The sequence below is a fragment of the Micromonospora sp. C28SCA-DRY-2 genome, from assembly GCF_030519475.1.
GTDB lineage: Bacteria > Actinomycetota > Actinomycetes > Mycobacteriales > Micromonosporaceae > Micromonospora.
Genome location: NZ_JAUMKD010000002.1, coordinates 683,923 through 696,854 on the forward strand (window position 1 = coordinate 683,923; position 12,932 = coordinate 696,854).

Consider the following 12,932-nt stretch of genomic DNA (forward strand, 5'->3'; position numbering starts at 1 on the left):
GGTGACTCAACTGACCGGCCAGCCGACGACCGACGACGACGTCGTGCACCTCACCGTGCCCGCCGACGGCGGCTACCTCGGCGTGCTGCGCACCGCCACGGCGGGGCTCGCGGCGCGGCTCCAGTTCGCCCTCGACGAGATCGAGGACCTGCGCATCGCGGTCGACGAGGCCTGCGCCATGCTGCTCGCCATCGCCACCCGCGACGCCGAACTCGACTGCCGGTTCGCGGTGACCGAGGACGCGTTGACCGTCGAGGTGACAGTGCCCACCGTCCGCGGCGCCGGGCTGCCCGCCGAGTCCTCCTTCGCCTGGAAGGTGCTCACCGCGCTGACCACCTCGGCCTCGGCGAACGTGGCCGACGGCCGGGCCACCATCTCGCTGCTGACCCGGCGCGCCTCGGGCTACTGACCGCCCTCGGGCGCCCCGAAGCCGAGCGCCCGGCTGGTCGGCGGGCTGACCAGCAGCCAGCTGACCCCGATCCCGAGGGCCATCAGTGGCACGCCGAGCCAGCCCATCCCGCCCTGGACCATGAACCACCCGATCGGCAGCAGCATCAACTGGAGCACGATCGCCGGCGCCCGCGCGCCGGCCCGGCGCCGCTCCAGCGCGCCGCCCAGTGCCCAGAGCGCGGCGGCGGCGCCGACAGCGAACGCGGTCACCAGCCACGCCGACAACCGGTCGGTGCTGTCGGCGGTGAGGTCGGCCCAGACCAGCCACACGGCGATCAGGCCGACCGCTACCGCCTCGCCCCGGAGCAGCCGGACCGCCCAGCGGAGCGTGACGGGAATCGGGTCGGAGTCGAGCGTCACGCGCGCCACGATACCTGTGCTACTCCGGGGTACAGTGCCGCCCATGCGGGCCGTCCTGGTGGTCAATCCGAAGGCCACCACCACCAGCGAGCGCAGCCGGGACGTGCTGGTCCGGGCGCTGCGCAGCGAAGTCGACCTCTCCGTTCGGTACACCCGGCGGCGGGGGCACGCGACCGCGCTCGCCCGGGAGGCCGCCGAGGAGGGCGTCGACGTGGTGGTCACCCTCGGTGGCGACGGCACCGTCAACGAGGTGGTCAACGGCCTGATGACGGCGAACCCGCCGACCGTCGACCCGGCCGCCACGCCGGCCGAGCGGCTGCCGGCGCTGGCCACCGTCCCGGGCGGGTCGACCAACGTGTTCGCCCGGGCGCTGGGCCTGCCCCGGGAGTGGCCGGAGGGCACCAGCATGATCCTGGAGGGGCTCCGGCTGGGCCGGCACCGCACGATCGGGCTGGGCCGGGCCGACGACCGCTACTTCACCTTCTGCGCGGGGTTCGGCATCGACGCCGCCGTGATCCATCGGGTGGAGCGGGCCCGGCGGCGGGGCCGGGTCTCCACACCCGGGCTCTACCTGCGGTCCACGGTGAGCCAGTACTTCCTGGCCTCGGACCGGCGGCATCCGGCGATCAGCCTGGAGCGCCCCGGCGAGCCGGCCGAGAGCGAACTGGCCACGGTCATCATCCAGAACACCGCCCCGTGGACCTACCTCGGCGACCGGGAGATCAACCCCAACCCGGAGGCGTCGTTCGACCTGGGGCTGGACGTGCTGGCCCTGCGGCGGCTGCGGGTCGCCAGCACCACACGGACGGTGACGCAGTTCTTCTCCCGGCACCCGGACCCGCGCGGCAGGCAGGTGCTCCGGCTGCACGACCTGGCCGAGTTCACCCTGCTCGCCGAGCGTCCGCAGGCGTTCCAGCTGGACGGCGACTACCTCGGCGAGCGGGAGAAAGTCAGATTCACATCCATTCCCGCGGCACTGAGAGTAATCTGCTAGGTCTCGGGTACTGCCCTAGGTCGACGCGGTCGCGGCACCGCATCGAGCGGCGCCGCCACACCGGGAGGCTGGTGCCGGAAATGTCAGCAATGTCACGCGGACTGTACTATATTGATCCTCGACTGTGGTACGCCGGGTAACCAGAGCCCTCTGGAACCCGGACAAATGGGTTGTGGGCTTGCTCACCGCGCGGAGTTTTTCCGAGTGGCACCCTTGACATCGCGAGAGTTCGTGAAAGTATTCACAAGCGAACTTGAGTTACCGGGACATTGCCTGGATATGCTCGGCGGGTTTGAGCGGTTCCAGCAGGTCCTCGGGGCCAGCAGCCTGCTCACGCAGTGCCGAATAGCCGGACGCGAACCGTCACCGTCGGCACTGCGGATGCATATAGGAAAAGCACCACAGCAATATCTGCCACCCATCCAGAATGAGGAGTGTTGCCGCCATGGACTGGCGTCACCATGCTGTCTGCCGCGACGAGGACCCGGAGCTGTTCTTCCCGATCGGGACGTCCGGCCCGGCTCTCCTGCAGGTCGAGCAGGCCAAGGCCGTCTGCCGGCGCTGCTCCGTGACCGACCAGTGCCTGCAGTGGGCGCTCGAGTCCGGTCAGGACGCCGGCGTCTGGGGCGGGATGAGCGAGGAGGAGCGGCGCGCCGTCAAGCGTCGCGGTGGCCTCCGGGTGCTGCGCGCTCACTCCGCCTGATCCACGCACCAAGCTTCACGCCCCGGCCGGGTCGACCCGCCGGGGCGTTCTGCTGTCCGGGGCATTGTCGGCCGTCGAATTCCACCACGCCGCGATCAGGACGCACGGCAGGACCGGATCGTCCCCGGAGCGGTCACGCCGCGTGGCCGCCGGCATCGTCACGCCAGGTGACCGTCGCCGTGGCGGCGTCGACCCGCCGCAGCACCAGGTCGGCCAGTTCCGGGGCGTCGGTCAGCGGATCGGCCACCGCCACCGCCCCGGCGTCCCGGGCCGCCGCCGCGACCGCGTCGTGGAACAGCCCGGGCGCCAGGAAGTACGCCGACACCCCTACCCGGTGGGCGCCCCCGGCCCGCAGCCGGGCCACCGCCGCCGCGGTGTCCGGCGGGGCCGCCGAGGCGTACGAGACCCGGATCGGCAGGCCGAGCCGGTCGCCGAGCGCGGCGGCCACCCGGCCCACCGAGCAGCGGGCTGCCGGGTCCCGGGTGCCCGCCGCCGCCAGCACCAGCGCGTCGTAGTGTCCCGGCCCGGCCTCGCCCAACCGGCGGTCCAGGGCGGCCAGCAGACCGCCGTCCACCGTGCCGCCGGTCGGCCCGAGCACGTCGGTGACGCGTACCGCCATCGGTGGGCCGGCCCGCCGGGCCGCGGCGACCGCCGCCGGGATGTCCACCCGCCGGTGGTACGCGGCGGTGAGCAGCAGCGGCACCAGCACCGCCCGGGGATGCCCGGCGGACGCGAGCGCCCGGAGCACCTCGGCCGGCCCGGGCCGGGTGTGGTCCAGCCAACTGGCCAGCACCGGGGTGCCCGGCCGGGCGGCCGACACCGCCCGGACCAGCGCCCGGGTCGCCGCGGCAGCCCGCGGATCACGGCTGCCGTGCGCGACCAGGACCACCGGGTCGGCGCCCGACCCGGTCAGACGTGCAGCCCGCACTCGGTCTTCTCGAACATCGCCCAGCGGCCGGCCCGCGGGTCCTCCCCCGCCTTGGTCCGCCGGGTGCAGGGCCAGCAGCCGATCGAGCCGTAGCCCTGCTTGAACAGCTCGTTGACCGGGATGTTCCAGCGGGCGATGTAGGAGTCCACGTCGGCCTGGGTCCAGGCCGCGATCGGGTTCACCTTGACCTTGCCGCGCCGCGCGTCGAAGGCCACCACCGGCGTGTTCGCCCGGGTCGGCGACTCGTCCCGGCGCAGGCCGGCGGCCCAGGCGTCGTAGCCGGCCAGGGCCCGCTCCAGCGGCTCCACCTTGCGCAGCTGGCAGCACTCGTCCGGGGACCGGTTGAACAGCCGCGGGCCGTACTCGCCGTCCTGCTGGCCGACGGTCAGCCGGGGGCGGATCGACCGCACGTTCACCGGCAGCGTCCGGGCCACCTCGTCGCGGACCCGCAGCGTCTCGGGGAAGTGCAGCCCGGTGTCGAGGAAGACCACGTCCACCCCGGGCGCCACCCGGGACACCAGGTGGGCCAGCACGGCGTCGGCCATCGAACTGGTCACGCAGAACCGGTCGCCGAAGGTCTCCGCCGCCCACCGGGCGATCTCCTGGGCGGGCGCGCCCTCCAGCTCCCGGCCGGCCCGCTCGGCCAGCGCGCGCAGTTCGTCGGGGTCGCGCCGGGCCGGGTCGGCCGGGCGGGGCCCGCCGACGCCGACCAGTCCGAGGTTCGCCGCGGACACCAGGCTCATCGGTTCACCGCCCGGGACAGCAGGCCGGTGAACCGGACCGTGAACACCCGGGCGCAGCCGTGGCACTCCCAGGCGCCGTGGCCCTCCTCGCTCGGCCGCAGGTCCTCCTCGCCGCAGTACGGGCAGTACAGGGGTGCCGCTCGGTACTCGCTGCTCATGCCGGCACTCCGCTTCGCTCCGTGTCGCCATGAGGCACCTTGGCGCTGAGCCTGATGATTCGCTCGCTCCGCTCGCTCATCGCAGTTCCTCCTCGTCGACTCTGATCACCCACTGGGCGAACGCCTCGCCCGCGTGCCGGCCGGCCAGGTAGCGGCGGGCCAGCCGTTCCACGTACGCCGGAAGCTCGTCGGCGGTGGTCTTGAGGCCGCGCAGCTTGCGGCCGAAGCCGGCGGTCTGCCCCTCGGCCATGCCCAGGCCGCCGCCGAGGTGCACCTGGAAGCCCTCCACCTGCCGGCCGTCCGGGCCGACCACCAGCTGCCCCTTCAGCCCGATGTCGGCGACCTGGGTGCGGGCGCAGGCGTTCGGGCAGCCGTTGAGGTGGATGGAGATGTCCGCGTCGAAGTCGCGCAGCCGCTCCTCCAGCCGGGCCACCAGCTCCTCGCCGCGGGCCTTGGTCTCCACGATGGCGAGCTTGCAGTACTCGATGCCGGTGCAGGCCATGGTGCCGCGCCGCCAGGCCGACGGCCGGGCCTCCAGGCCGATCTCCCGCAGCGCGCCGACCAGCGACTCCGTCCGCTCCGCCGGCACGTCCAGCACCAGCAGCTTCTGGTACGGGGTGAGCCGGATCCGGCCGCTGCCGTGCGCCTCGACCACGTCGGCGAGCCGGGCCAACTGCCCGCCGGAGACCCGCCCCACCACCGGGGTGGCCCCGACGTAGTGGCGGCCGTCGCGCTGGCGGTGCACACCGATGTGGTCGACCGGCTTCTCCGGCAGCTCCGGGGCGGGACCGTCGAGCAGGGCGCGCCCCAGGTACTCCTTCTCCAGCACCTCGCGGAACTTCTCCACGCCCCAGTCGGCGACCAGGAACTTCAGCCGGGCCCGGTTGCGCAGCCGGCGGTAGCCGTAGTCGCGGAAGATGCCCACCACGCCGGCCCAGACGTCCGCCACCTCGGCCAGCGGCACCCACACCCCGAGCCGCTTGGCCAGCATCGGGTTGGTGGAGAGGCCGCCGCCGACCCAGACGTCGAAGCCGGGGCCGTGGTCCGGGTGGTCGACGCCGAGGAAGGCGACGTCGTTCGCCTCGTACGGGGTGTCCACCAGCCAGGAGATCGAGGTCTTGAACTTGCGCGGCAGGTTGGAGAACTCCGGGTTGCCCACGTACCGGCGGACGATCTCGTCGATCGCCGGGGTGGGGTCGACCAGCTCGGTCTCGGCCACGCCGGCGACCGGGCTGCCGAGCACGATCCGCGGGCAGTCCCCGCACGCCTCGGTGGTCTGCAGGCCGACCGCCTCCAGCCGGCGCCAGATCTCCGGCACGTCCTCGACCCGGATCCAGTGGAACTGGATGTTCTGCCGGTCGGTGATGTCGGCGGTGTCCCGGGCGAACTCCCGGGAGATCCCGGCGACGGTGCGCAGCTGGGCCAGGTCGAGCTGGCCGCCGTCGACCCGGACCCGGAGCATGAAGTACTCGTCCTCCAGCTCGTGCGGCTCCAGCACGGCGGTGCGCCCGCCGTCGATGCCGGCCTTGCGCTGGGTGTAGAGCCCCCACCAGCGGAACCGGCCGCGCAAATCGGCCGGGTCGATGGAGGCGAAGCCCCGGTGGGCGTAGATGTTCTCGATCCGGGCCCGCACGTTCAGCGGGTCGTCGTCCTTCTTGATCCGCTCGTTGGCGTTGAGCGGTTCGCGGTGGCCGAGCGCCCACTGGCCCTCGCCCCGCTGGCGGCGCGGGGCCCGGGCGGGTCGCGCCGTCGGGTCCCCCGGCCGGGCCGGGATGCTGCTGACCGCCATCGCGGCGTCCTCCGTTGTCTGCGAGGGTGGGGAGCGCGGGACGCGACGGCCGGCCCGTGGCATACGGGCCGTGGACGGCGTTGTCGTGGAGGCCGGCGCGGAAGCGCGCCCGAGACGGATGGGTCGGGCGTCGTCAGTGGGCCGGACAGATCGCGCTGCGCACGCGGCCGTAGTCGACGTGGCGGCGGGCCACGAAGCGGCGGACGACAGCGGCGGTCATGGGGCTCATGCTGCCACACCCCGGGCGGGCCGACCAATGACCGCGTGCCGGATCCCACATCACGGGCGACCGTCGCGGCCCGGGGCCGAGCCGACCCCGCTGGACGTGGTGGCCGCCGGCCGGCACCCCCGGCGGTGACCGCCAGTACCCGAGCCGGGCGGACCGTCACCGAGACGCCGCCGCACGATCCCCGGCGGGAACGGACGGGCCGGGTCGGGGTGTGGAAGGCTCGGCGCGTGGGCAGGTTGTCCGAAAAGTGGCGATCCCGCGGGGCCGGCGCGGAGCGCGGCGACCAGGGGCCGGCGCGGACCGCTCGGTCCCTGCCGGTCTGGCCGTGGCCGGCGCTGCTGACGCTGCTGGTGACCGGGGCCGGGCTCGACAGTGCCCAACTGTGGCGCGACGAGCTGGCGACCTGGAGCGCGGCCACCCGGTCGGTGGGCGACCTGGTCCGGCTGACCGGCACCATCGACGCCGCGACCGGACCGTACTACCTGCTCATGCACGGCTGGGTGACGGTCTTCGGCGACTCGGTGACCGCGCTGCGGCTGCCCGCCGTACTGGCCATGGCGGCGGCGGCCGGGCTCGTCGCGCTCCTCGGGCAGCGTCTCGGCGACGCCCGCGCCGGGCTGCTCGGCGGGCTGCTCTTCGCGGTGCTCCCCGGCACCTCCCGGTACGGCCAGGAGGCCCGCCCGTACGCGCTCGCCACGTTCCTCGCGGTGCTCGCCACGCTGCTGCTGGTCGAGGCGCTGCGCCGGCCCGGGTGGGCGCGCTGGGCCGGGTACGCGGCCGCGGTCGCCGCGCTCGGCCTCACCCACCTGATCGCCCTCACCCTGCTCGCCGCGCACGCCGTGGTGGTGCTCGCGGCCCGGCGTACCCCGGAGGGGGCCGGCCTGCCGGCGGCGGCCGCCACCGCCGAGCCGGTCGGCGGCGGCGGGTCCTGGCGCCGTCCACTGTGCTGGCTGCTCGCCCTGGTGCCGGCCGCGCTGCTGGTGACCCCGCTGGTGCTGGCCGCCGCTCGCCAGCGGTCCCGGCAGTTGGACTGGGTGGACGCCGCCCGGCCCGAGGACCTGCCGGCGCTGGCCGGCGGGGTGGCGCAGAGCGGTGTCGTGGGTGGCCTGCTGGTCGGTCTCGCCGCGCTCGGGGCCGCCCGGCTGGGGCGGCGTGCCCTGCTGCCCGGCTGCGCGGTGCTGCTGCCGGTGCTGCTGGTCTTCGCCGCCGGTCTCGCCGTGCCGCTGTGGGTGCCCCGGTACCTGGTCTTCGTGGTGCCGTTCGCCGGCCTGCTGGCCGGGGCCGCGCTGGCCGGGGTGCGCTTGCCCGCGGGGCTGGCCGTGGTGGCCCTCGCCGGGCTGCTCGGCCTGCCCGACCAGGCAGCGCTGCGGCGCACCCACGAGTGGCCGCGCAGCGCCCCGGTGGACTACCGGGGGGCGGCCGGGGTGGTCGCGGCGCACCAGCGCCCCGGCGACGCGGTCGTCTACTCGCCCCGGGAGAGCTGGCTCTTCCTCGACCTCGGCCTGGCGTACCACCTGGGCGACCGGCGGCCCGACGACGTGCTGGTGACGCGGGACCAGGCCGACCGGGGCGACCTCTGGGCCGCCGAGTGCGACCGGCCGGCGCGGTGCCTGGCCGGCGCCGAGCGGGTCTGGCTGGTGGTCGCCGGCCGCCGGGCCGATCCGGTGGCCGCCGTGCCCGGCGCCAAGGGCGCGGCGCTGCGCGACGGCTTCACAGTCGAGCGGGTCTGGCCGCGCCCCGGCCTCACCGTGGCCCTGCTCACCCGCTGACCGGGGGCGGTTGTCCCGGCGCGCGGCACCGCCCGGGGCGGGCACCCGGCTGACCTCGGGGACGGCGGCCGGCTGAGTTCGGGGACAGCGCCGGGCTCAGCTCGGCGAACGGGGGGCGCTGCGGGCCAGCGGGACGACCAGCACCGCCTCGGTGCCGCCCTCCGCGCCGTGGCGCAGCTCGATGGTGCCGCGCAGCTCGCCGGTGACCAGCGCGCGGACGATCTGCAGCCCCAGCCGCCCACTCTGCTCGGCGTCGAAGTCGGGCGGCAGCCCGCGCCCGTTGTCGGTCACCGAGACGTGCAGCTGCTTGCGGAACCGGTGCGCCGAGACCACCACCTCCGGCGCGGCCACCGGGCCCGGCGGCTCCGCCCCGTCCGCCGCCTCGGCCTGCTCGGCCTGCTCGACCTTCTCCGCCGTCCCGCCCGGCTCCGCCGCCTCGGCCGGCGGGAAGCCGTGCTCGACGGCGTTGAGCAGCAGCTCGTTGAGGACCATCACCAGCGAGGTGGCGATCTCCGCGGGCAGCACCCCGAAACTGCCCCGGCGCCGCATGCCGACCGTCGACTCGGTCGCCGCCACCTCGGTCGCCGCGCTGGCCACCCGGTCCACGATGCCGTCGAACTCGACCGCCTCGTCGCTGGACATGGAGAGCGTCTCGTGCACCAGGGCGATCGAGGCGACCCGGCGTACCGACTCCTCCAGGGCGACCCGGGCCTCGGGCATCGCCACCCGGCGGGCCTGCAACCGCAGCAGCGCGGCGACCGTCTGGAGGTTGTTCTTCACCCGGTGGTGGATCTCCCGGATGGTGGCGTCCTTGGTCATCAGGGCCCGGTCCCGGCGGCGTACCTCGGTGATGTCGCGGACCAGCACCAGGGCGCCGATCGGCACCCCGGCCGGCATCAGCGGCAGCGCCCGGGTGAGCATTGTCGCGCCCCGGGCGTCGATCTCCCGGCGGGGCGGCGCCTCGCCGCGCAGCGCGGCCAGGATGCCGTTCGCCGCGTCGGTGCCCTCCAGCGGGTCCCCGGCCAGCCGGCGGTGCAGCGCCGCCAGGTCCTCCCCCACCAGGTGCGAGGCGTAGCCCAGGCGCCGGTACGCCGACTGCGCGTTCGGGCTGGCGTAGGTGACCTTGCCGTTGGCGTCCAGCCGGACCAGCCCGTCGCCGACCCGGGGCGCGGAGGTCGTCTCGCCCGGATGCCGGGGCGGCGGGAAGGTGCCGTCGGCGATCATCTGGGCCAGGTCGTCGGCGGTGGTGAGGTAGTTCAGCTCCAGCTGGCTGGGGGTACGCGCGGTGGAGAGGTTGGTGTCCCGGCCGACCACTGCCACCACCTCGCCGGTCTCGCCGTCGGCGCTGCGCAGCCGGACCGGGATCGCCTCGTGCCGGGCGGGCACGTCGCCGTACCAGACCGGGTCGCCCTCCCGCCAGATCCGGCCCTGCCGGTAGGCCACCTCCAGGTGCGCCACCTCCGGCCCGCCGACGATCCGCCCCACCTGGTCGTCCAGGTACGCGGTGGGCGCGGTCGTCGGGCGGACCTGGGCCACGCAGAGGTACGTCCCGTCGCCGTCCACCGGCACCCAGAGCAGCAGGTCGGCGAAGGACAGGTCGGACAGCAACTGCCAGTCACCGGCGATCCGGTGCAGGTGGTCGATGTCGGCCGGGCGGAGGCGGGTGTGCTCCTCGGCGAGGTCGCGCAGCGTGGACACGCTGACCAGCGTGCCACGCCGCCCCTCACATCGTCGCGGTGACCTTCTTGAGCCCGCGGGGCGCGTCCGGGTCCTCGCCCCGGGCCAGCGCGAGCGCCAGCGCCAGCCGTTGCAGCGGCAGGATGTCCAGCAGCGGCGCGTACCGCTCGTCGACCTCGGGCACCGCCATCCGGGTCGCGCCGGCCACCTCGGCCGAGCCGACCACCACCACGTCGGCGCGGCGCTCGCCGAGCCGGGGCAGCACCTCGCCCATCGAGCGCCCGCCCGGCCCGGTGCCGACCACGGCCAGCACCGGCACGTCGGGGTCGGTCATCGCCAGCGGACCGTGCAGCAGGTCGGCGCCGGAGAAGGCGAGCGCCGGCAGGTAGGAGGTCTCCATCAGCTTCAGCGCCGCCTCCCGGGCGGTCGGGTAGGCGTACCCCCGGCCGGTGGTGACCAGTTGGGCGGCGAACCGGTAGCGCGGGGCGAGCTGGGCCGGGGTGGGGTCGGCCAGGGTGCGCTCGGCCAGCTCGGGCAGGGCGGCGAGCGCCTCCCGCTCGGCGGCGGGCAGCGCCCCGTCGCCGGCGCGGATCCCCTCCACCAGCATCAGCAGGGCGAGCAGCTCGGCGGTGTAGGTCTTGGTGGCGGCCACCGCCCGCTCGTGCCCGGCGGCGATGTCGACGCTCAGCTCGGCGGCACCGGCCAGCGGGGAGTCCGGGGCGTTGGTGACCGCCAGGGTGAGCGCGCCGGAGGCGCGGGCCGTGCGGAGCACCTCGGTGAGGTCGGGCGAGCCGCCGCTCTGGCTGACCCCGACCACCAGCGCGTCGGAGAGGTCGGGCCGGGCGCCGTAGACGGTGACCGCGCTGGGCGAGGCGAGCCCGGCCGGCAGGCCGAGCCGGATCTCGGTCAGGTAGGCACCGTAGAGCGCGGCGTGGTCGGAGGTGCCCCGGGCGGTGAACACCACGTGCCGAGGGCGGCGCTCGGCGATCACGGCCGCCACCCGGGCGACGGCCCCGGCGTGTTCGGCGGAGAGCAACCGGTCGTAGCCGGCCGGCTGCTCGTCGATGTCGGCGGCCATCCCGGCCCCTGCACCCGTCACGGAAACTCCTCCCACTGCGCGATTGCCGCGCGTTTCCTGCTCAGTCTTGCACGTTTGATCTGGCCTGAGCAATCTAACGAGCAGTAGTGCGCAGATGATCACCACCCCGGTCCAACATCACCTAGGCTTGCCCGACCTCACCGAGCAGAAACGACCGAGAGGACGCCGTGTCCGAGGACGACCGCCCGCTGCCCGCGGCGGAGGAGCTGGCCCTGGCCCGGCTGGCGCTGGAGGCCGGCGACCTGCCGCACGCCGCCGGCCACCTCGCCGGCGCGCTCGCCCAAACCCCGACCCTGCCCGAGGTGCACGAGCTGCTGGCCCGGCTCGCCGCCGCCAGCGGGGACGGCGGCGTCGAGCTCTTCCCGCTCGGTCACCGCGTGTTCGTCGGCGCCGTGGTCGCCCGCGCCCACCTGCTCGCCGCCGCCGGGCAGCCGGCCGAGGGGCTGGACCTGCTGGTCGCCGCCACCGGGCACGTGCCGGGCACGGACTGGGCCGGAGTGCCCTGGGTGACCGCGCCGGAACTGGCCGAGCGGCTGGACCCGGAGCGGATCGCCCGGATCCTGATGCAGGTCTGCGCCGTCGCCCCCGACTCGGTGCCGCGGGCCGGCCGGGCGGCGCTGGCGCCGTACCTGACGCTGGCCCGCAACGCGGTCACCGTCCACCCCGAGCACGCCCTGCTGCTGGGCGCGGCGTCCGCGCTGGCCCGGCGCCTCGACGAGGTCGCGCTGGCGATCCGCTGGGCCGCCCGAGGGGTACGCGCGCAGCCGTCGAAGATCGGCGAGGTGTGGCTCGGGTACGCGTACCGCAGCGCCGGGCGCACCCGGGAGGCGCTGGCGGCGCTCGGCCGCGCGGTCCAGCACGATCCCGACGACCTCGCCGTGTACGCGGACATCGCCGGCACGCTGGCCGACCACGGCCGGCTCGACGAGGCGCTGGACTGGATCGACCGGGCGCTGGCCCGGGACCCGACCTTCGACTGCGCGGTGCACACCGCGCACCGGCTGCGGTTCCAGCGCGACGGCGACGTGGCGCACCTGGTCGCGCTCGCCGACTTCGTCCGGGAGCACCCGGACGACTCGCACGAGCACGCCGACCTGGCCGAGTGCTGCCGGAGCCGGCCCTGGCTGGGGCAGGTCACCCCGGCCGGCGGGGCGGTGGTGGACGCGCTGCGGCTGGCCGCCGCCGGCGACCACGACGCCCCCGGCGCCGCCGTACGGCTGGACACCCCGGCGCCGCCGAGCGCCATGCGTACCGCCGCGGCGGCCGCGCCCGGGCTGCGGGTCGAGGTGGCCGACGTGGCCGGGCCGGACCCGCGCGAACCCCGCCGGGCCGAGACCCGGCAGCTCTGGCGCTACGACGGCACGACCGCCGCGCCCGCGGTGCCGGCGCCCTCGACGGAGGCGGCGGACCGGCTCCGCCAGCTCGCCCACCCGGCCTGGCCGCACCCGCCAGCGGCCTACGACGCGGCGGTCGGCCTGGCCACCGTGGAGCTGCCCGACCTGCTCGGTCTGCTGGTGCACCCGCCCGAGCCGCCGGCCACCGCACTCGGCCGGGTGCTGGGCGGGCAGGACCCTTCGCTCTGGGTGCGCTGCGTGCAGGTGTGGGCCTGCCTGGGCCTGCTGCACCACCGCACCGACGAGCCGTGGCCGGAGTCCACCCGGCGTCAGGTGCTGCTCGACCTGGTCTGGGGTGTTGAGGACTGGATCACCGAGGCGGCGCTGTTCGCCCTGGTCACCGCCGCCTGGGTGGACCCGCGGGTACGCCCGGACGTGGCAGCGGTGGTGGCCGAGCGGCTGGCCGACGTGGCGGCGGTGGCCCGGCTGCGCCCGGTGCCGATCGCCACCTCCCTGGCCCACCTGGCCCTGGCCACCCCGGCGCTGGACCGGGACACGGCGGCCCTCGCCACCACCCTGCTCACCGCCCGCACCGGCCTCCCCCGCCCCCGCAACCCCCTCCGCCGCCTCTGGCGCCGCCTAACCGCCCCCCTCCGCCACCCCTAACCCCACCCGGCACCACCCCACCCGCCCCGCGGG

12 protein-coding genes are annotated in these 12,932 nt (G+C 75.5%); 5 read left to right on the forward strand and 7 right to left on the reverse strand.

What is annotated here, in order from left to right:
* Position 1 precedes the first annotated feature (1 nt).
* Complete coding sequence (locus tag Q3W71_RS11610; RefSeq protein WP_302919301.1) at positions 2–409, forward strand: ATP-binding protein; 408 nt, start codon at positions 2–4, stop codon at positions 407–409.
* Here the strand turns inward: Q3W71_RS11610 and Q3W71_RS11615 are convergent.
* Positions 403–810, reverse strand: a complete 408-nt coding sequence (locus tag Q3W71_RS11615) for a hypothetical protein (protein ID WP_302919302.1) — start codon at positions 808–810, stop codon at positions 403–405. The two genes, Q3W71_RS11610 and Q3W71_RS11615, sit on opposite strands and share 7 nt — an antisense overlap.
* 43 nt (positions 811–853) lie before the next feature.
* Here Q3W71_RS11615 and Q3W71_RS11620 point away from each other — a divergent pair, with 43 nt between their 5' ends.
* Both Q3W71_RS11620 and Q3W71_RS11625 read left to right on the forward strand, forming a co-directional pair.
* Positions 854–1,804, forward strand: coding sequence for a diacylglycerol kinase family protein (locus Q3W71_RS11620; RefSeq protein WP_302919303.1), 951 nt, complete (start codon positions 854–856; stop codon positions 1,802–1,804).
* Positions 1,805–2,249: 445 nt separating this feature from the next.
* Complete coding sequence (locus Q3W71_RS11625; RefSeq protein ID WP_007072794.1) at positions 2,250–2,507, forward strand: WhiB family transcriptional regulator; 258 nt, start codon at positions 2,250–2,252, stop codon at positions 2,505–2,507.
* Between the two features lie 133 nt (positions 2,508–2,640).
* Here Q3W71_RS11625 and Q3W71_RS11630 read toward each other — a convergent pair whose 3' ends face one another.
* The 4 genes from Q3W71_RS11630 to Q3W71_RS11645 form a co-directional block, all read right to left on the reverse strand.
* Complete coding sequence (locus Q3W71_RS11630; protein ID WP_302919304.1) at positions 2,641–3,435, reverse strand: sirohydrochlorin chelatase; 795 nt, start codon at positions 3,433–3,435, stop codon at positions 2,641–2,643.
* On the reverse strand, positions 3,417–4,178 hold the full coding sequence (locus tag Q3W71_RS11635; RefSeq protein WP_302919305.1) for a phosphoadenylyl-sulfate reductase: 762 nt from the start codon (positions 4,176–4,178) through the stop codon (positions 3,417–3,419). The genes Q3W71_RS11630 and Q3W71_RS11635 overlap by 19 nt, the downstream gene beginning before the upstream one ends.
* Entirely contained in the window at positions 4,175–4,336 is a 162-nt protein-coding gene (locus Q3W71_RS11640) for a hypothetical protein (protein WP_302919306.1), read from the reverse strand. Before Q3W71_RS11640 ends, Q3W71_RS11635 begins: the two co-directional genes overlap by 4 nt.
* Before the next feature lie 76 nt (positions 4,337–4,412).
* Positions 4,413–6,125, reverse strand: a complete 1,713-nt coding sequence (locus tag Q3W71_RS11645; RefSeq protein WP_302919307.1) for a nitrite/sulfite reductase — start codon at positions 6,123–6,125, stop codon at positions 4,413–4,415.
* 540 nt (positions 6,126–6,665) lie between these two features.
* Between Q3W71_RS11645 and Q3W71_RS11650 the strand changes: the two genes are divergently transcribed.
* Entirely contained in the window at positions 6,666–8,123 is a 1,458-nt protein-coding gene (locus Q3W71_RS11650) for a glycosyltransferase family 39 protein (protein ID WP_302919678.1), read from the forward strand.
* A gap of 96 nt (positions 8,124–8,219) precedes the next feature.
* Here the strand turns inward: Q3W71_RS11650 and Q3W71_RS11655 are convergent, their stop codons facing one another.
* Both Q3W71_RS11655 and Q3W71_RS11660 read right to left on the reverse strand, forming a co-directional pair.
* Complete coding sequence (locus Q3W71_RS11655) at positions 8,220–9,821, reverse strand: PAS domain-containing sensor histidine kinase (RefSeq protein WP_302919308.1); 1,602 nt, start codon at positions 9,819–9,821, stop codon at positions 8,220–8,222.
* A gap of 25 nt (positions 9,822–9,846) precedes the next feature.
* A complete protein-coding gene (locus Q3W71_RS11660; protein WP_302919679.1) occupies positions 9,847–10,878 on the reverse strand; it encodes an SIS domain-containing protein in 1,032 nt (343 codons plus the stop codon).
* A gap of 188 nt (positions 10,879–11,066) precedes the next feature.
* Here Q3W71_RS11660 and Q3W71_RS11665 point away from each other — a divergent pair, with 188 nt between their 5' ends.
* Positions 11,067–12,899 carry a tetratricopeptide repeat protein gene (locus Q3W71_RS11665; RefSeq protein ID WP_302919309.1) on the forward strand — a complete coding sequence of 611 codons (1,833 nt, stop codon included), beginning with the start codon at positions 11,067–11,069 and terminating at the stop codon, positions 12,897–12,899.
* Positions 12,900–12,932 lie beyond the last annotated feature (33 nt).